Genomic DNA, 18,125 nt, shown 5'->3' on the forward strand with positions numbered 1-18,125 from the left:
AGACGGGGCAAAGTCGAGATACGCAAGGGCCTTCCTGACCTCAAACGCTAATCAATTTAAGGTGCCAACCATACTGCAAAAATCGTTAGCCAGCTGGCCTTTATTTCACCAACAGTCGCTATTCAGCGCTCGGCCGGCGCAACAGGCTGACCGCCATCAGCGCCAATAAGCCCACCCCAATTAGCAGCACCAGCCACAAACCCCAGCGTTTCCAGTCACTCTCACCCGCTGCGGCCTGCTCTTGCTGCGCCAGACTCTCAGCCTGCAACTGCGCCTCAGCTATACCCAGCTGCTGCAGGCGCTGTGGCTCATAACCCGGAATCAGAGTGGTCAGCGGCAAAGCCGCCGACTGCGCTCCCGCTCGCCCCAACGCCAGCCGATAAGGCGGGCTGCCACGTTGGAGGAACACCAGCTGGGTGGCGCGCACAGCCACCTTGATCTGCGGTGGCTCGACGCCCAAACCGCCGCCACGCTCATCCACCTGTAAACGCAGCTGCTGTACCGGCCAGCCCGGCAAGAGCAATTCGTCCTGACGGATTTCCGCACCATTTTCCGGCAACCGGTAAAGCAGGCCCTGTGCCAGTGATTGCCAAGCGCCCTTGGCTTCATGGCGACCGCTGACGCGAATCGGCGCCAGGCTATTGGCCTGACTGAGTTCGACATGCAGACGCTCCAGGGGCAAGGCCAAGGGCAACTGCCACTGGTATTCGCCATCCGGGCTGCGCGTTGCTGCCAGCGGCTGTGACCACACCAGCGGCGCGGGCACGCTGTCACTGCGCTGACTGAGCAGACTCGCGGCCGTCAGCTGCGGCGCCTGTTGCGGGCTTTGCCAGAGCAGACGCACATAGCGCGCCTTAAGCCCTGGCAGCTCGACCTGGCGCTGCTCGACACGCTCACCATCAAAAGACAGGCGCGCCAACTGGCCACTGCCCCAGGACTGCCAGTCTTGCAGGTCATCACTGGCCTCGATGCTGAAGCGCTGAAAACCGTCCTGGGCGCCGCTCCAATCCAGCTGCAAGCGCACCAGCGGCTCGTCCATTACGCTGGCATCCAACAGCCAGCCGCGCAGCAGAGCCGGCTTGGCGGCTGCATCTGGCTCATCAAGCAGTTCGATCAAGGTACCGCTGGTACTGCGCTGTACCCGCAAGCTTGGCGAGGCCGCGCTGTCGCCCTGTTCGGCGTACAGCGGAAACCACTTCACCGCCTGCTCCTGCTGGCTGTCGCGCGACTCGCCCTGCCCTGCCACCAGGGCGTACGCCAGCGCCTGACCTTCGGCGTTAAACACCCGCAGGTCACGCAAATCGCCATAGCGCGCAGCAAAATGCAGTGCCATCGGCACATCCAGGCGATACCAGGGGCCTTCACCACTGAGGCTCAGCGGTAATTGCACCGCATAGTCAGCGGGCTGCTCCTGCGCCAAGGCTGACGCGCTGCACAACAGGCTGAGCAACATAGTGCTGATTAAACGACTGATCATGCTGGCTCCTGCGGCTGATCCGCATCCGCTTTGCGTGCTGGCAAGGGCGCGAAATAGCCCACCACCAACAGCAATACACCCACCCCGATAAACGACACGATGCGCTCCAGGCCACCGCGATTACCCAGCTCGACAAAGAACAGCTTGGCCACCACCAGCGCGATCAGCGCCGCACCGATCAGCCACAGCTCGCGACGCCCAAGACGATTGCCGAGGACCATCAACGGCAGCGCGATCAGCGTCCAGACAATCGACAGCCCCGCCTGCACCAGCATCGAATCAAGCAGCGCATCCAGTTGATAAGGCACGCCACCCCAATGATGGGCGGTACGCATCACCGTGGCAGTCAGCAACGCGAACAGCGAGGCGCCTGCCACGCCCTGAGTCAGCCACTGACTGCGCAGACTCTCGACACCCAGCTCGGCCAGGCCCAGGCGCGCCCAGGCGAATACCGCACCAAGGGCAAACAGCAAACCCAGTTCCAGCGGGTTAAGCAGCGGCAGATAGGCGAGCGGTTCAGCATCCCCAGCGCTGACGACGTTGGCCAGCCAGAACCAGCCAAGCATCATTAGCGCGAGCGGCGCCGCCGCCAACACGCGGTATTCGCGCGGATAAGCGGCAACCGGCCAAGGCCAGCGACGCGGCAGCGCCATCAGCCAGAGGTAGGCACTCGGCAGCAGCGCCCAGCCCAGCCAACGCCAGGCGTTGTAATGCTCCGACAGCGCCAACAGCAGGTAGCGCAACTCCAGCGCCAGCACGCCCAGCAGCAACCAGCAGCCGAGTACATGGGCCGCGCTCAGCGCCCCAGCCGGCAACTGCGCAGCCAAGCGACGCAGCGCCCAGAAGTGCACGGCAAACAGCAGCGCCCAGGCCAGCCAGCCAAACTGCGCAGCCGGGTGATAGTGCAGGTGCCAGGCGTGCAGCAGCACCACACCGGCCAGCGGCGTCAGCAGGCAGCACAGCAGCGCCAGTTCGGCCCAGCGTGTACGCGGGGCGAGGAATGCCGCCAATGCAACACTGGCCGCAAGCATCGCGAGCAAGGCACTTGCCTGCCATTCAGGTGCAACAAAGCGCAGCACTTCGCTGCTCAGCGCCACTGCCCACCAGGCCGCGCCCCACACCAGCAGCAACTGCGCCAGGCCAAGCAAACTGACATTACCCAGCGCACTGGGCGCTTCGCACCGCGCCAGATGCTGCAAACGCCAAGCACCGACCAAAGCGGCCACACCAAGCACCAGCGGCGTCCAGAAATCCATATGCGCCAGCGGGCGAATGCCCTCGGCCGACAGCTGCCCAAACAGCAGCGGGCTGACTGCAAGGAACACCAGTCCCGCCAGCACCTGTAATAGCAGACCGAAGATAAAGCTGGCGCGCTGCTGCAGATGCAAACTGAGCCAGATGATCAGCAGCCCGCTACCGCCCCACACCGCGCTCGCCGTGGCCCAGGGTAGGACAAACAGCACCGCCAGATTGAGGAACACCAGACCAACCAGCAGCACCACGGACAGCCCGCGCAGCAGACGACGGTCGTTACCCACCTGCGGATCACGCGCGGCCAGCAGCATGCCGGCAATCAGCCCGAAACCGATCAAGGACGAGGTCAACAAGCCCTGCCAACCAGCAGAGAAGCCGCCCATACCGGTGGCCGCATTGCCGGCCATGTCCAGCATAAACACCACACCACCTAGCAATTGCACGGCAAAGGCGCTGAACAGAAAGCTCCGCGCCTGAATACGCAAGCCCAGCCACAGCGTCAGCAGACCGGCCAGCGCCCAGCTGATCGCCGTGCCCTGGGCGGCAAACAGCAGCGGCGCAAGCAGATAGAGGAAGGCCAGCCCGGCGCAGGCCAGCACCGGCAGCCCGCGCACTTCCCAGTTGCTGGCGTATTGCGTGTTCTGGCGCAATTGCCAGTAGCTGAACAGCAAGGCTACGCCGAGCATCAGTGCGCCCAACGGCGCGCCATCCAGCAGGGTCAACTCACCCGAACGCAGGCCAATGACGAACGCCAGCGCCGCGCCCACCTGCAGCAGCAGGGCGAATGCCCGTGCCAGGCTGCGTTGCTGGCGCAGGCCGAGCCAGAAGATGCCCGCGCCTTCCACCGCCCAGGCGGCCGAAGTCCAGCGCGCATCCAGGCCCAAGGGAATCGCCAAACTGCCGAATACCACGCCCAACGCGAGGCAGGTTTCCACCAGCAACACGGCACGATCACCGGTGCGACCGACCAGCAGCCGCGCCAGCACTAAATAGAAAAGCCCCAGCGCCAGGGCACTGAAGGCCGCGGCAAACTCGATGTGCTGCACCAATGCGAACTGCAGGCCAAAACCCACCAGCGGCGGACCGAACAGCACGGTGGCGTCGATGTAGTCGCCTTTGCGTGCGGCCCAGCGCAACAGTTCATCGCGATCCTCGGGCGCATCCAGAGCTTCACGCAGCTTGCGCCGTGCAAACAGCAGACCGATGGCCACATACATCAGGAAGAACAAAATCAGGAACGGCTCGGTGCTCCACAGCAGCTCTGGCTTATAGGAGCGAATGCCCCAGGCGAAGCCGATGCCGAAGGTGCCGACAAAACCGATCAGGTTGAGCAGCCGCCAGGCCTTGAACCAGGCAATGGCAAAGATCCCGGCATTGAGCAGAGCGAAGTAACTGAACAGCGCTACATGATTGCCGCTGCCGGTGCTGGTCAGGATCGGCGCGGCGAAACCACCCAACGCCGCTGCAGCCGCCAGGCCCAGGGCATTCTGCTTGACCGCAAGAATCGCCGAAAAAACCGTGACCAGCACCAGCAGACCCAGCGCCACGCCAGGATCCAACAGCGGGTGCAAGCGCATCGCGGCAAACACCGTCAGATACAGCACGGCGATGCCAGTGCCTTGCAGCATCAAGGCATAGTTTGGGTTACGCAGACGCAACCACCAACCGAGGCCGAGCAAGGCCACCGCACTGGCGGCAACACTGGCGTAGCGAAATTCCACCGGCACCACCACACCTTCTGTGGCGTAGCGCAGCAGGAAGGCAAGACCGAGAAACAACAGCACCACACCGACGCGCAGCACTGTATTACCGCCCAGCAACCAGTCCTTGGCCGCAGTGAAGCCCCGCTCAAGCAGCGTTGGCTGACGCGGTTCGGCAGGTTTCCAGGGCTTAGCGGGAGGCGGCTTGATCGGCGCGGCGGAGGGTTCGGCCGCAGCCTGCATAGGCGCGACAGGCTCAGGAGCAGGCTCGGGCAGGACAAAATCCAGGGTCCAGTCCAGTTCAGGCTGGGCCGCCTGGGCAGCGACAATAGGCTCAGGTGCAGGCCCAACAACAGAGTTGACCGACTGCGGCGCTGGCGGCGCCTCAGGGGCTGGTGTGGCGCCCTGCTCCAACTTGAGCAAACGCTCATATAGCGCCGCAGTGCCCTGCTCGAAGCGCAGGGAAAAGGCCTTGAGCTGCGCCGTCAGCGCAGCATTCTCGCGCTCCAGCCCATGCAGCTTAAGCGCCTGACCAAGGCCCAGGCCAATCAGGGCACCCAGCAGCGAGGCTGTCAGCGTCTCATCCGCCAAGGCCCCGAGCACCAAGCCCACCAGCATGAAAATCCATTGCATGCAGCGCCTTCCTATTCAGCTAAACCCGAACATCCTGTTGCCCGGCACCCGGCGCACACTGCGCAGCAGTATAGGAGCCCGACCGGTGCATACCCAGAGAGACGAATGCCGCACGCATCACAGCACAACAAGAAACTCGGAGCGACGCTGCCGCACAAACGATGACCAGCCGGCAGATAGTCATTCACAAACGCCGCCAGGCCGCTATCATCGCGCGCCGAACCACTGATGCATGCCTGCCCCGATGAAAAACAACCTGATTGCCGCCGCCGAACTCGACCGCCTGGAAACCTGGGCCAAATACACCGCTGATATGTGCCACAGCTGCATGTCCAGTTGCTGCACGCTGCCGGTTGAAGCGCGCCTGAATGACCTGATTCGCATTGGCGTGGTCGATGAGTTCGAACGCAGCGAGCCGCTGAAGAACATCGCCAAGCGCCTGCAGAAAGACGGCATCGTCGAACGCTTCCATCAGAAGTCGGGCATCTTCACCCTGACCCGCATGAGCAACAACGACTGCTACTACCTCGATCGTAAAACCCGCCTGTGCACCATCTACGAAAAGCGTCCGGACACCTGCCGCAACCACCCAAAGATCGGCCCACGTCCCGGCTACTGCGCCTACAAGCCGAAGAGCTAAGCAACAGCATTGAGCTGCCGCGACGCCTCGGGCAAGCTGGCAGGCATGCATAACGCCGACTTCCCCGATGACGCCCAACAGACCGAGCGCACCCGCGCCACGGTGATGCGCTATCACTACAGCTGGAAAGACCGCGACCTCGACGCGGTGATGGCGCTGTATCACCCGGATATCCAGTACCACGACTTCTTCCAGCAGCGCTGCATGGGCTTTGCCGAGCTGCGCGAGTATGTGCGCAACAACCTGCCGCGCCAGCCCGGTGAAGCACTGGAGCACACCGACCGCATCCGCATCGACGGCCATACCGCGTTTATCCAGTACCGCATCAGCCTGCACGGCAGTGGTGGCTTGCTGGCGTTCCGCACCGGCGAGGCGATTACCGTGCGTGACGGGCTGATCTGGCGCATCCATGAATACGCCACGCTGATGCGCGAAGAGCGCGAGCTATCCGCCGCCAGTGATTCCCGCCCGGCCCTCAGCCGTCTCGGCCTCAGCGCCCGCCAGCTGAGCCTGCTCGCGCAGGATCTGGAAGACTACATGCAGCGCGCCCAGGCCTACCTCGACCCGCAACTGAGCCTGCCGCAGGTGGCAACCGCCACCGGCTACAGCCGCAACCAGATCTCCCACCTGCTCAACCAGGTGCTCGGCCAGAGCTTCTACCGCTATATCAACCAGAAGCGCCTGCAGCACCTGCTGGCGGGGCTGGAAGCCGGCAACGACCTGCAACGTATCGATGAGCTGGCCTTCGCCGCCGGCTTCAACTCACTGTCGGCGTTCTACAGCTGCTTCCGCCGGCACACCGGCTTGTCGCCCAAGGCCTACCTCAAACAAATTTCCTTGCGGGCACGCACACAAGACAAGCCCTGATCGACCTCCTAGTCTCTGCGCAGAGTTATCAACTGCCGGAGATCGACGATGAGCCCATGGCGCTCCCTCAGCCTGTGGATGGATCAGCTGACCGAACCGCTGACCGCCCGCCCCGCGCTGACCGAAGACCTGCACGCCGATGTGGCCATCATCGGCGCCGGCTACACCGGCCTGTGGACCGCCTATTACCTCAAGCGCCAGGCGCCACACCTGCGCATCGTCATCCTCGAAGGCGAGATTGCCGGCTTCGGCGCTTCCGGGCGCAACGGCGGCTGGCTGATGGGCAACCTGCTCGGCCAGGACAACCTGCTCGCCGACCAACCCAGCGCCGCGCGCCAAAGTGCCTATGCCCTGCTGCATGGCATTCCTGATGAAGTCGCCAGTGTGCTGCAGGACGAGCAGATCGCCTGCGATTACCGTAAGGCCGGCGTACTGTATTGTGCCGCGCGCTACCCCGAGCAGCTGACCAGCCTGCGTCAACACCTGGCCGAATTGCGTGCCCTGGGCCTGGACGAAACCGACTACCGCTGGCTGACGCCCTTCGACCTGGGCAAACAGCTACAGCTGGCCAACGCCTTTGGCGCCATCTACACCCCGCACTGCGCCACCATTCAACCCGCCAAGCTGGTGCGCGGCCTGGCGCGCTGCGTTACCGCCATGGGCGTCGAGCTGTATGAACAGAGCCGAGTGACCGACTGGCAAACCGGCCTGGTGCGCACCGCCACTGGCAGCGTACGCGCTGACTGGATCGTCCCGGCCGTGGAAGGTTACGCCGCCAGTCTGCCGCCACTAGGCAACCATCAGCTGCCGGTACAGAGCCTGCTGGTGGCCACCGAGCCACTGCCCAAGGAAGTTTGGGCCGATATCGGCCTGGAGCGCGGTCAGGCCTTCAGCGAGAACAGCCGCCAGGTGACCTATGGCCAGCGCAGCGCCGACGACCGTTTGGTATTCGGCGCCCGCGGCGGTTACCGCTTTGGCGGCCGCCTGCGCACCGATTTCAACCTCAGCGAGGACGAGCGCGACCTACGCCGCTACCTGTTCGGCGAACTCTTCCCGCAACTCAAGCAGGTGCGCATCACCCATGCCTGGGGCGGCAACCTGGGCATGGCGCGGCGCTTTCGCCCGCACATGCTGGTGGACCGCAGCAACGGCATCGCCTTATCCGGCGGTTATGGCGGCGAAGGCGTGGGCGCCAGCAACCTCGGCGGGCGCACCCTGGCCGACTTGATTCTCGACCAGCAGAGCGAGCTGACTCACCAGCCCTGGGTGCTCGGCGACCAGCCGATCAACCGCCTGCCGCGCTGGGAGCCGGAACCGCTGCGCTGGCTCGGCTACAACGCGATCATCCAGAGCTTTGTGCATGAGGACCGCGTACTGGCCAATCCAGACAGCGCGCCCTGGCGGCGCCAGCTGGCCAGCAGCCTGGCCGACACCATGGAAAAATTCATGCGTTAACGGAGAGTTTCATGAGCATCGAACACTTCAAGAACACCGCCCACCTGCCCCTGAGCGATGCCACGCCGGTGGCCGTGCCGCTCGGCGAGCCCGTGGCGATCACCAGCAGCCAGGGAATCGAGCATGCGGACGGCGTCGCCGCCGGTATTTGGGAATGCACACCCGGGCGCTGGCGCCGGCAGATCGCCCAGCAGGAGTTTTGCCACTTTATCGCTGGGCGCTGCACCTTCACCCCGGATGGCGGCGAGCCCATGCAGATCCAAGCTGGCGACGCCCTGTTGCTGCCCGCCAACACCTTCGGCGTGTGGGACATCACGGAAACCGTGCGCAAGAGCTTCGTTCTGCTCAAGTAACCCGGCCCAGCGCAGGCCCTGCTCCACCCTATTCAACTGCCGCTTCGACAACACCGATAAAAACGATGAGGTATTCCCATGCTGAAAAAACTGCTTCCCCTGCTGCTGCTAAGCAGCATCAGCCAGGCCGCGGAAACCGTGCGCATCTACAACTGGACGGACTACATCGCCCCCGACACCCTCAAGCAATTCGAGCAAAGCAGCGGCATCAGCAGCCACTACGATGTGTACGACAGCAATGAAACCCTCGACGCCAAACTGATGGCAGGGCGCTCGGGCTATGACGTGGTGTTCCCGTCCAACCACTACATGGCCCGGCAGATTCAGGGCGGCGCGCTGAAGAAACTCGACAAGAGCCGCCTGCCCGGCTGGAACAACCTCAACCCGATCCTGATGAAGGCCCTGGAAACCAACGACCCTGGTAACCAGTACGGCTTTCCCTACCTGTGGGGCAGCACCGGCATCGGCTACAACGTGGCCAAGGTGCGTGAAGTGCTCGGCGAGGACGTGCCGCTCGACTCCTGGGACCTGATCTTCAAGCCCGAATACCTGGCCAAGCTCAGCCAGTGCGGTGTGGCGATTCTCGACAACGGCCCGGAGCTGTTGCCCATCGCCCTGCATTATCTGGGGCTGCCACACCACAGCCAGAACCTTGAGGACTACAAAAAGGCCGAGGCACTGCTGCTGGAGATGCGCAAGAACGTGCGCTACTTCCACTCATCCAAGTACGTCGGCGACCTGGCCAATGGCGACATCTGCATGGCCGTGGGCTTCTCTGGCGACATCATGCAGGCCGGCAACCGCGCGGCAGAAGCGAACAACGGCATCCGTATCAACTACGTGATCCCCAAGGAAGGCACGCCGATCTGGTTCGACATGGTCACCATGCCCGCCGACAGTAATAACGAGCAGGCCGCCTACGCCTTTATGAACTACCTGCTGCAGCCCCAGGTCATCGCACAGATCACCAATCACGTGCAGTACGCCAACGGTAACAGCGCTGCCGACAGCCTGGTTGACCCCAAGCTGAAAGCCGATGCCACGGTTTACCCGCCGCAAGAGGCGATGAACAACCTCTACGCCCTGGAAGCCATGCCACTGAAGATTGACCGGGTGCGCACGCGCATCTGGAGCAAGGTGAAAAGCGGGATTTAACCGAGCGGCAGTGTAACAAGCCCATAAAAAGCCCCCGCCAGCCAGGCTGACGGGGGCTTTTTCATGCGTCTTACAGCTCGGCTGCAGGCTGCTCCCGCTCACGTTGAGCCAGTTCAGTCACATCGACCTTGGGCTTGATCAGGCTGAAATCGATCAGGCTCTTCGGCTGCTCGGGATTGCCAATCAGCAGCGGTAACGGCCTGAACGCATCACTCACCAGGCTTTTGTGCGGCTCGTACATATCAAACCGCAGGCCCGACAGGTCCGCCCATGTGTGGATAAAGTGCGCCGAACTGTAGGGCCGTGACAGCGCCGTGGTGAAATCCCGGGGTTGCTGGGCGCGCCACTGGGGCGAGTTCCAGAGAATAAACGGCACGGTGTACATCGGGCTGGTAGGCGCGGCCTCATTACGCCCCAGCACATCGGCCTTGGGCGCATCGAACACCGCCTCGCCATGGTCCGCCAGGTACAGCAGAAAGCCATTCGGTTCCTGCCCAGCCAGGCGCTTGATCAGGCTGGCCACTACATGGTCGTTGTACAACACCGCGTTGTCGTAACTGTTATAGGTTGGCAGTTGATCATCCGTGACATTCGCCGGCACACCCGTACGGTCGTTGAAACGCGCGAACTCCGGCGGATAGCGGTACTGGTAGCTCATGTGTGTGCCCAGCAGGTGCACCACCACAAACTTGCGCGGGGCCGGGTCGGCCAGCACCTTGGCAAAGGGTTCCAGCACATCCCCGTCGTACTGGCGGGCGTTCTGCTCACGGTTGTTGTTCAGGTAAACCTGCTCATCCGCCTGCTTGGAAAAAGTCGTGAGCATGGTGTTGCGCTTGGTCATGGTCTGCTGGTTGGTGATCCAGTAAGTTTTGTAACCCGCCTGCTTCATCAGGTTGAGCACCGAGGGCGTGGTCAGGTAGCGCTCCGGGTGCTCCTGATCGGCAAAGGTCAGCACCTGCTGCAAGGCCTCGATGGTGTAAGGGCGTGGCGTGACCACGTTATCGAATACCTGCAACTGGTCACGCAGCGCATCAAGCTCCGGGGTGGTCTCACGCGGGTAGCCATATAGGCTCATGCGCTGGCGATTGGTTGACTCGCCAATCACCAATACCAAGGTGGCCGGCTGCCCAGCATGGGCGTCCTGTAAGTTGCTTAAGGGCGCAATACTGGCGTTCTCCGCTAGCAAGACCTGCATATTGGCCAGCTGCTCACGGTAATTTTTGTAGCCCACCGCCAACTGCCACGGCGTCGCCGCTTCAATGCGTTGGGCAAAATTGTCGAAGCCCGCCTGCCAGCTGTCGTGCTTACTGAACTGACGCAACGCCGGGTAACCCAGCGACACAAACAACGCCAGAGCCGCTGCGAACACTGCGCCCGGGCGCGATAAATACACCGGCCGCACCTGGCGCGAGAGCCACCACCCGCCCAGACCGTAAGCGGCAAATGCCAATAGCATCCACCAAGAGAAGTACTGAATCAGGTATTCGCGGCTCTCATTCAAGTTCGACTCGAACATGATGAAAATTACGCTCTGGGAGAACTCCTGCCCGTAAATCAGAAAGTAACCAAAGCTGCCCAGCGAACACAGCCATAGCACCGCCCCAATCACCGCAGCCAGCTGACGCGAGCGCGCCGGCCACAGCAACAACGGCACCAGCCACAAGGCACTGGCCAGTAACGCCTGACGAAAGCCAGAAAACCCCGCCGTACCGGTCAGCTGGATCAACAACTGGGTCACGCCGGAGAAATACCAGAAAAACACAAACGCCCAACCCAGCCCGGCCCAATCGACCCGCTGACGCGCCGCTCCTGTCAACACTGCAGACATAGCAACCTCATGGCAGCCCAATAGTGGTGCCTGTTATGCCAGACAGACTGTGAAAAACTCGTCAAACCTTGCGCGAAAATACAGCCCTGATCCAGTAGACCATCCGCCAACAAAAAGCCCCCGCAGGCTCGCGCCGGCGGGGGCTTTTCAGTTAGCTAGAACTGTTATCAGTTCTTGGCTTTCTTGGCAGCGCGGGTGCGCTCGCCTTCGTCGAGGATCTTCTTACGCAGACGGATCGACTTCGGCGTGACTTCGCACAGTTCGTCGTCCTGGATGAATTCCAGCGCCTGCTCCAGAGTGAAGCGGACCGGTGGAACCAGGGCGATGGTTTCGTCTTTGCCGGAAGCACGCATGTTGTCGAGCTTCTTGCCTTTGGTTGGGTTTACGCCCATGTCGTTGTCGCGGCTGTTCAGACCAACGATCTGACCGTTGTAGATCTCTTGACCGTGCTCAACGAACAGCTTGCCACGCGCCTGCAGGGTTTCCAGGGAGTAGGTCAGCGCCTTACCGGTTTCTACCGATACCAGAACACCGTTCTGACGGCCGGACATGTCGCCCGACTTCATGGTGTCGTAGCGATCGAAGATCGAGGTAAGGATACCAGCACCGTTGGTCAGGGTCAGGAACTGGTTACGGAAACCGATCAGACCGCGAGCAGGGATGTTGTATTCCAGACGTACACGGCCTTTGCCATCCGGCACCATGTTGGTCAGATCGCCCTTACGCAGGCCCATCTCTTCCATGACCTTACCCTGAGACTCTTCCGGGGTGTCGATGGTGACGTTTTCGAACGGTTCTTGCTTCACGCCGTCGACCGTACGGATGATTACTTCTGGACGACCTACACCCATTTCGAAACCTTCGCGACGCATGGTTTCGATCAGTACCGAGAGGTGCAGCTCACCACGGCCGGATACTTTGAACTTGTCAGCGCTGTCGCCTTCTTCAACACGCAGGGCCACGTTGTACAGCAGCTCCTTGTCCAGACGCTCTTTGATGTTGCGGCTGGTAACGAACTTGCCTTCTTTACCGCAGAACGGCGAATCGTTGACCTGGAAGGTCATGGAGACGGTCGGCTCGTCGACGGTCAGCGGGGTCATCGCTTCAACATGGTTGATGTCGCACAGGGTGTCGGAGATGAACAGCGAGTCCATGCCGCTGACGCAGACGATGTCACCAGCGGTGGCTTCTTCAACGTCGATACGGTGCAGGCCGTGGTGACCCATCAGCTTGAGGATACGACCGTTACGCTTCTTGCCGTCGGCGTCGATGGCGATCACCGGGGTGTTCGGCTTGACGCGACCACGGGCGATACGGCCAACGCCGATGATGCCGAGGAAGCTGTTGTAGTCCAGAGCGGAGATTTGCATCTGGAACGGACCGTCAACGTCAACAGCCGGGGACGGCACGTTGTCGACGATGGACTGGTACAGCGGGGTCATGTCTTCAGCCATGTCGGTGTGATCCAGACCGGCAATGCCGTTCAGGGCCGAGGCGTAGACGACTTTGAAGTCCAGCTGCTCTTCGGTAGCACCGAGGTTGTCGAACAGATCGAAGATCTGGTCCAGAACCCAATCCGGACGCGCGCCTGGACGGTCAACCTTGTTGATGACCACAATTGGACGCAGGCCGGCTTCGAAGGCCTTCTTGGTCACGAAGCGGGTTTGCGGCATCGGGCCGTCTTGGGCATCAACCAGCAGCAGCACGGAGTCAACCATCGACATTACGCGCTCAACTTCACCGCCGAAGTCGGCGTGGCCGGGGGTATCCACGATGTTGATGTGGTAGCCGTTCCAGTTGATCGCGGTGTTCTTGGCGAGAATGGTAATGCCGCGCTCTTTTTCCTGGTCGTTGCTGTCCATCACGCGCTCGTCGTTGAGCTCGTTACGCTCAAGGGTGCCGGACTGGCGCAGGAGTTTGTCTACCAGGGTGGTCTTACCATGGTCAACGTGGGCAATGATGGCGATGTTGCGTAGATTTTCGATCACGTGTGTATCTCGATCAGAGGATTCGGTGTGCCGCTTAGTCTAGGCGGCGAGTATTAACTAATTGCGATTTCTGCCAGGCGGCGCGAGCGTGTTAATCACGCCGCCTGTAGGTCGGGAGGGCGATGGCGGATGCTGCCGCCATTCAACCCGGGCGTTTTATGCCGGACGATAAACGCGCACATTGGCATGCCCCTCACTCAGCAGATGGTGGGCGTGCAAACGACTCATCACACCTTTATCGCAATACAACAGGTACTGACGCGCTTCATCCAGCGCCTTGAACGAACTGTTCAGGGCGTAGAACGGCAGCGCCATGACCTCGACGCCAGGCAGGGCGAGTGGCTCGTCCTCGGCAGCATCGGGGTGACGAATATCAATGATCACGTGGCTGGCCAGCGCTTCGCTGACCTCCTCGATCTGCACGTCCTTGCCCAACTCGTCGATCACTTTGTCGATCGGCAGCAAGGTCGCGCGCTCCAGGGCGCGCTCGAGGATGGCCATGTCGAACTGGCTCTCTTCATGCTCGATGCGCAGCTTCTTTGCCCGGGTGGTCGGGTTGACCGAGATAACCCCGCAATATTCCGGCATGTGCTTGGCGAACTCAGCTGTGCCAATGCGCGTGGCGGTGTCGATGATGTCTTGCTTATGGCTGGCCAGCAGCGGGCGCAGCACGAGCATGTCGGTGGCCGAGTCGATCACTGCAAGGTTCGGCAGGGTCTGGCTCGATACCTGGGAGATCGCCTCGCCGGTGACCAGCGCATCAATCTGCAGGCGCTCGGCCATGCGCGTGGAGGCGCGCAGCATCATGCGCTTGAGGATGACACCCATCTGGCTGTTATCAACCTTGCCGAGAATCTCGCCCAGCACTTCCTCAAACGGCACGCTGATAAACAGGACGCGCTGCGAGCTGCCGAACTTCTGCCACAGGTAATGCGCCACTTCCATCACGCCCAGCTCGTGAGCGCGGCCGCCTAGATTAAAGAAGCAGAAATGGGTGACCAGGCCGCGGCGCATCATCTGGTAGGCGGCAACGGTGGAGTCGAAGCCACCGCTCATCAGCACCAGGGTCTGCTCCAGCGAGCCCAGCGGGTAACCGCCCAGACCTTCGTGCTGGTGATGGATAACGAAGAGGCGCTGATCGCGAATCTCCATGCGCACCACCACGTCCGGGTCTTTGAGCGAGATGCCGGCAGCGCCGCACTGTTGGCGCAACTGGCTGCCAACATAGCGCTCGACATCCATGGAGCTGAAACTGTGCTTACCCGCACGCTTGCAGCGCACGGAGAAAATTTTACCTGGCAGCTGATCGGCGAAGTGCCGCTTGCACTTTTCCAGCACGTCATCGAAGTCACCCAACGGGTATTCGTCGACCTGCAGAAAATGGGTAATGCCCGGCGTGCAGCTTAAACGCTCAATCATCGCCTGCAGGGTTTTCGGTTCACTGATCTGGGTTTCGACTTCCAGGTTGTCCCACACACCGCTGACCTGCAGCTGGGGATCGAACTCACGCAAAACCGAACGAATGTTCTTCGCCAGCTGCCGGATAAAGTGCTTACGCACCGGCCGACTTTTGATGGTGATTTCTGGGAAGACTTTAACAATCAGTTTCATGAAAACAGGGGGTGCCGAGGCCGCGAAAAAACAGGGGCGCGGATTATAGCGGAAATTGCTCACGCTTTGATCAAAAATCCTCACTCGCGCAAAACGCGCACCATTAATGTGCGCACAACAAATATAGCGACCCATAACGGTGCAAATATTTATCAGGCAGCGCCGCGCAACCCCCGCCAGCCCTGAGTTTCAGGGCTTACACCCATTCCTGTGCACTGGCATGCAATTTGCTCCCTTGTGAGGCAGGATGCCCTGGCGGAGTATGCCGCGGCCGTACCGTACTATTGAGGGCTCACGATTCGAGCCTTATCCACCTGGAGGACAGCATGTCGAAGTCGATTCAACTTATTAAAGAACACGACGTGAAGTGGGTTGACCTGCGCTTCACCGACACCAAGGGCAAACAGCACCACGTGACCATGCCGGCACGCGATGCGCTGGACGACGAATTCTTCGAAGTCGGCAAAATGTTCGACGGCTCCTCCATCCACGGCTGGAAAGGCATCGAAGCCTCCGACATGATCCTGCTGCCGGTTGACGAAACCGCCGTACTGGATCCGTTCACCGAAGAACCAACCCTGATCATCGTGTGCGACATCATCGAGCCAAGCACCATGCAGGGCTACGACCGTGACCCACGCTCGATCGCCAAGCGCGCTGAAGAGTTCCTGAAAACTACCGGCATCGGCGACACCGTATTCGTCGGCCCAGAGCCTGAGTTCTTCATCTTCGACGAAGTGAAGTTCAAGTCCGACATCTCCGGCTCCATGTTCAAGATCTACTCCGAACAAGGCTCCTGGAACACCGACGCTGACATCGAAGGTGGCAACAAGGGCCATCGCCCAGCCGTTAAAGGTGGCTACTTCCCAGTTCCGCCGTGCGACCACGACCACGAAATCCGTACTGCCATGTGTAATGCCATGGAAGAAATGGGCCTGGTCATCGAAGTTCACCACCACGAAGTGGCAACTGCCGGCCAGAACGAAATCGGTGTGAAGTTCAACACCTTGGTGGCCAAGGCTGACGAAGTTCAGACCCTGAAATATTGCGTACACAACGTGGCCGATGCCTATGGCAAAACCGCGACCTTCATGCCGAAGCCACTGTACGGTGATAACGGTTCGGGCATGCACGTACACATGTCCATCTCCAAAGATGGCAAGAACACCTTCTCCGGCGAAGGCTATGCCGGCCTGTCCGATACCGCTCTGTACTTCATCGGCGGCATCATCAAGCACGGTAAGGCCCTGAACGGCTTCACCAACCCGTCGACCAACTCCTACAAGCGTCTGGTCCCAGGTTTCGAAGCTCCGGTAATGCTGGCTTACTCGGCGCGTAACCGTTCGGCTTCGATCCGTATTCCATACGTTTCCAGCCCGAAAGCTCGCCGTATCGAAGCACGCTTCCCGGATCCGGCTGCCAACCCATACCTGGCCTTCGCTGCACTGCTGATGGCCGGTATCGACGGTATCCAGAACAAGATCCACCCTGGCGATGCTGCTGACAAGAACCTGTACGACCTGCCGCCAGAAGAAGGCAAGCTGATCCCACAAGTGTGCGGCAGCCTGAAAGAAGCCCTGGAAGAGCTGGACAAGGGCCGTGCGTTCCTGACCAAAGGCGGCGTGTTCTCCGACGACTTCATCGATGCCTACATCGAGCTGAAGTCCGAAGAAGAAATCAAAGTACGCACCTTCGTACACCCGCTGGAATACGACCTGTACTACAGCGTCTAAGCGCGCACGCAATACAAAAGGCCACCTTAGGGTGGCCTTTTTGCATCTAACGGTACGTCCACACCACCGTTTAATCTAATGATTGCTGCACTGGTACACGCCCAGCCATCAACATGCTTGCCAGCGCGCGCTACCAGTGCAAGGCTTAGGGCACCTTACTAGGGAGAGTCCGGTATGCGCCCTCTACTTATCTGCCTGCTACTGGGCCTGGCATTGCCGGCCAGTGCGCAGATCTACAAATACACCGATGCCAGTGGCAATACGGTATTCACCGACCAGCCGCCCGAAGGCCAGGCGACGCAGAATGTCGAGCTGCCAAAAACCAACAGCGTGTCGATGCCCGTCCCAAGCCAGCCCACCACAACCACCACAGACCCTGTCGACAAAGCCGCGCCTTACAGCACGCTGCAGCTGACCGGCATCCCGGATGACGAGGCCATGCGTGCGAACAATGGCACCTTCAGCGTGGGCGTAGACATCCAGCCACGCCTGGCCAGTAACCATCGCCTGCGCCTGCTGCTCGACGGCAAGCCACACGGTCAACCGAGTAACGTACCGCGCCTGCAAATCAGCAATGCCGACCGTGGCGAGCATAGCCTGGCTGTGGAAGTGCTCAGTGGCGAACAATCAATCCAGCAGAGTGCCACCGCCACCTTTACCGTGCAACGGGTCAATACCAGCAGCCCTGCCCTGCGTCCACCACCTCCACCACCGAAACCAAAACCTAAGCCAGCCACCTGACTATGCGCAATCTGCTGTTTTGCAGCCTGATGCTGCTCGCATTGCCTGCCCTTGCGCAGGTCTACACCTATATAGATAGCGAAGGGAATCGCGTCTTCACCGACAAACCGCGGTCGGGCGATGCCGAGCGCGTCGAGCTGGCACCCAGCAACTCGATGCCGACCACCCAGACGCAAACCGCGCCAGTTATTGAAGCGCCACCAGAACCCAGTCAGCGCTATAGCCTGCTGCGCATTCTGGTGCCGCAACCTGACGCGACCATCCGCGACAGCGCGGGCAACCTGATTGTCAGCGTCAACAGCGAACCGAAACTCTTCCCGCAGCACAGCTATCGACTGCTGCTGAATGGCACTCAGGTCGGCGAAGCAGGCAGCAGCCCGGTCTTCCCGCTGGAGAATATCGACCGCGGCACGCACCAGTTGGCGGTGGAAATCATCGACCAGCAGGGCCGCATCATCGAACGCACCCCCACTCAGCCGTTCCACATGCTGCGCATCTCCCTGGCGCAGAAACGCATGGTGACACCCTGCAAGAAGGCCGATTACGGCGTGCGCCCGGAGTGCCCGCTCAAGGACAAACCGCCGGAAAAGAAAGACATTCCCCTCGTCCCGTTTATCTAATCTCGCAGCGCGCACCAAAGCAGTGCGAATATTGCCCAGCGTTTCTATACTCTCCCTGTTTTGGGTCGCC

At 61.0% G+C, this 18,125-nt stretch carries 13 protein-coding genes; 8 read left to right on the forward strand and 5 right to left on the reverse strand.

From position 1 onward, the window contains the following. Positions 1–118: 118 nt before the first annotated feature. Both ALTER154_RS20045 and ALTER154_RS20050 read right to left on the reverse strand, forming a co-directional pair. Positions 119–1,477 carry a DUF3999 domain-containing protein gene (locus tag ALTER154_RS20045; protein WP_160089721.1) on the reverse strand — a complete coding sequence of 453 codons (1,359 nt, stop codon included), beginning with the start codon at positions 1,475–1,477 and terminating at the stop codon, positions 119–121. Next, positions 1,474–5,064 carry a DUF2339 domain-containing protein gene (locus tag ALTER154_RS20050; RefSeq protein ID WP_160089722.1) on the reverse strand — a complete coding sequence of 1,197 codons (3,591 nt, stop codon included), beginning with the start codon at positions 5,062–5,064 and terminating at the stop codon, positions 1,474–1,476. The genes ALTER154_RS20045 and ALTER154_RS20050 overlap by 4 nt, the downstream gene beginning before the upstream one ends. A 244-nt stretch (positions 5,065–5,308) precedes the next feature. Here ALTER154_RS20050 and ALTER154_RS20055 point away from each other — a divergent pair, with 244 nt between their 5' ends. From ALTER154_RS20055 to ALTER154_RS20075, 5 genes are all read left to right on the forward strand, one after another. After that, the gene (locus tag ALTER154_RS20055; RefSeq protein ID WP_090254835.1) at positions 5,309–5,704 is read left to right on the forward strand and encodes a YkgJ family cysteine cluster protein; all 396 of its coding nucleotides are present in this window, start codon (positions 5,309–5,311) and stop codon (positions 5,702–5,704) included. A 45-nt stretch (positions 5,705–5,749) separates the two neighbouring features. Continuing rightward, positions 5,750–6,571, forward strand: a complete 822-nt coding sequence (locus ALTER154_RS20060; protein ID WP_160089723.1) for an AraC family transcriptional regulator — start codon at positions 5,750–5,752, stop codon at positions 6,569–6,571. Positions 6,572–6,619: 48 nt separating this feature from the next. Further along, the gene (locus ALTER154_RS20065; RefSeq protein ID WP_160089724.1) at positions 6,620–8,026 is read left to right on the forward strand and encodes an FAD-binding oxidoreductase; all 1,407 of its coding nucleotides are present in this window, start codon (positions 6,620–6,622) and stop codon (positions 8,024–8,026) included. An 11-nt stretch (positions 8,027–8,037) separates the two neighbouring features. After that, a complete protein-coding gene (locus ALTER154_RS20070; RefSeq protein ID WP_160089725.1) occupies positions 8,038–8,379 on the forward strand; it encodes a cupin domain-containing protein in 342 nt (113 codons plus the stop codon). A gap of 78 nt (positions 8,380–8,457) precedes the next feature. Next, complete coding sequence (locus ALTER154_RS20075; RefSeq protein ID WP_160089726.1) at positions 8,458–9,534, forward strand: polyamine ABC transporter substrate-binding protein; 1,077 nt, start codon at positions 8,458–8,460, stop codon at positions 9,532–9,534. A 70-nt stretch (positions 9,535–9,604) separates the two neighbouring features. On the opposite strand, the gene cptA is transcribed toward ALTER154_RS20075, so the two are convergent. The 3 genes from cptA to thiI form a co-directional block, all read right to left on the reverse strand. Next, on the reverse strand, positions 9,605–11,362 hold the full coding sequence (gene cptA / locus ALTER154_RS20080; RefSeq protein WP_160089727.1) for a phosphoethanolamine transferase CptA: 1,758 nt from the start codon (positions 11,360–11,362) through the stop codon (positions 9,605–9,607). Positions 11,363–11,529: 167 nt separating this feature from the next. After that, positions 11,530–13,350: a translational GTPase TypA gene (gene typA, locus ALTER154_RS20085; RefSeq protein ID WP_160089728.1), complete on the reverse strand. Its 1,821-nt coding sequence runs from the start codon at positions 13,348–13,350 to the stop codon at positions 11,530–11,532. 156 nt (positions 13,351–13,506) lie between these two features. Continuing rightward, positions 13,507–14,961, reverse strand: coding sequence for a tRNA uracil 4-sulfurtransferase ThiI (gene thiI / locus ALTER154_RS20090; protein ID WP_160089729.1), 1,455 nt, complete (start codon positions 14,959–14,961; stop codon positions 13,507–13,509). Positions 14,962–15,287: 326 nt separating this feature from the next. Between thiI and glnA the strand changes: the two genes are divergently transcribed. The 3 genes from glnA to ALTER154_RS20105 all read left to right on the forward strand — a co-directional run bounded on the left by glnA (position 15,288) and on the right by ALTER154_RS20105 (position 18,055). Then, complete coding sequence (gene glnA, locus ALTER154_RS20095; protein ID WP_090254820.1) at positions 15,288–16,694, forward strand: glutamate--ammonia ligase; 1,407 nt, start codon at positions 15,288–15,290, stop codon at positions 16,692–16,694. 174 nt (positions 16,695–16,868) lie between these two features. Further along, the gene (locus ALTER154_RS20100) at positions 16,869–17,435 is read left to right on the forward strand and encodes a DUF4124 domain-containing protein (protein WP_090254818.1); all 567 of its coding nucleotides are present in this window, start codon (positions 16,869–16,871) and stop codon (positions 17,433–17,435) included. Between the two features lie 2 nt (positions 17,436–17,437). Continuing rightward, positions 17,438–18,055: a DUF4124 domain-containing protein gene (locus ALTER154_RS20105; protein ID WP_160089730.1), complete on the forward strand. Its 618-nt coding sequence runs from the start codon at positions 17,438–17,440 to the stop codon at positions 18,053–18,055. The last annotated feature ends 70 nt before the right edge of the window (positions 18,056–18,125 follow it).

Origin of the sequence: Pseudomonas sp. 9AZ, from assembly GCF_902506525.1 — a bacterium.
Classification (GTDB): domain Bacteria; phylum Pseudomonadota; class Gammaproteobacteria; order Pseudomonadales; family Pseudomonadaceae; genus Aquipseudomonas; species Aquipseudomonas peli.

Coding starts and splice junctions, on each gene's coding strand:
- ALTER154_RS20045 (WP_160089721.1), bottom strand. CDS start 1,477: ATGATCAGTCGTTTAATCAGCACTATGTTGCTCAGCCTGTTGTGCAGC.
- ALTER154_RS20050 (WP_160089722.1), bottom strand. CDS start 5,064: ATGCAATGGATTTTCATGCTGGTGGGCTTGGTGCTCGGGGCCTTGGCG.
- ALTER154_RS20055 (WP_090254835.1), top strand. CDS start 5,309: ATGAAAAACAACCTGATTGCCGCCGCCGAACTCGACCGCCTGGAAACC.
- ALTER154_RS20060 (WP_160089723.1), top strand. CDS start 5,750: ATGCATAACGCCGACTTCCCCGATGACGCCCAACAGACCGAGCGCACC.
- ALTER154_RS20065 (WP_160089724.1), top strand. CDS start 6,620: ATGAGCCCATGGCGCTCCCTCAGCCTGTGGATGGATCAGCTGACCGAA.
- ALTER154_RS20070 (WP_160089725.1), top strand. CDS start 8,038: ATGAGCATCGAACACTTCAAGAACACCGCCCACCTGCCCCTGAGCGAT.
- ALTER154_RS20075 (WP_160089726.1), top strand. CDS start 8,458: ATGCTGAAAAAACTGCTTCCCCTGCTGCTGCTAAGCAGCATCAGCCAG.
- cptA (WP_160089727.1), bottom strand. CDS start 11,362: ATGTCTGCAGTGTTGACAGGAGCGGCGCGTCAGCGGGTCGATTGGGCC.
- thiI (WP_160089729.1), bottom strand. CDS start 14,961: ATGAAACTGATTGTTAAAGTCTTCCCAGAAATCACCATCAAAAGTCGG.
- glnA (WP_090254820.1), top strand. CDS start 15,288: ATGTCGAAGTCGATTCAACTTATTAAAGAACACGACGTGAAGTGGGTT.
- ALTER154_RS20100 (WP_090254818.1), top strand. CDS start 16,869: ATGCGCCCTCTACTTATCTGCCTGCTACTGGGCCTGGCATTGCCGGCC.
- ALTER154_RS20105 (WP_160089730.1), top strand. CDS start 17,438: ATGCGCAATCTGCTGTTTTGCAGCCTGATGCTGCTCGCATTGCCTGCC.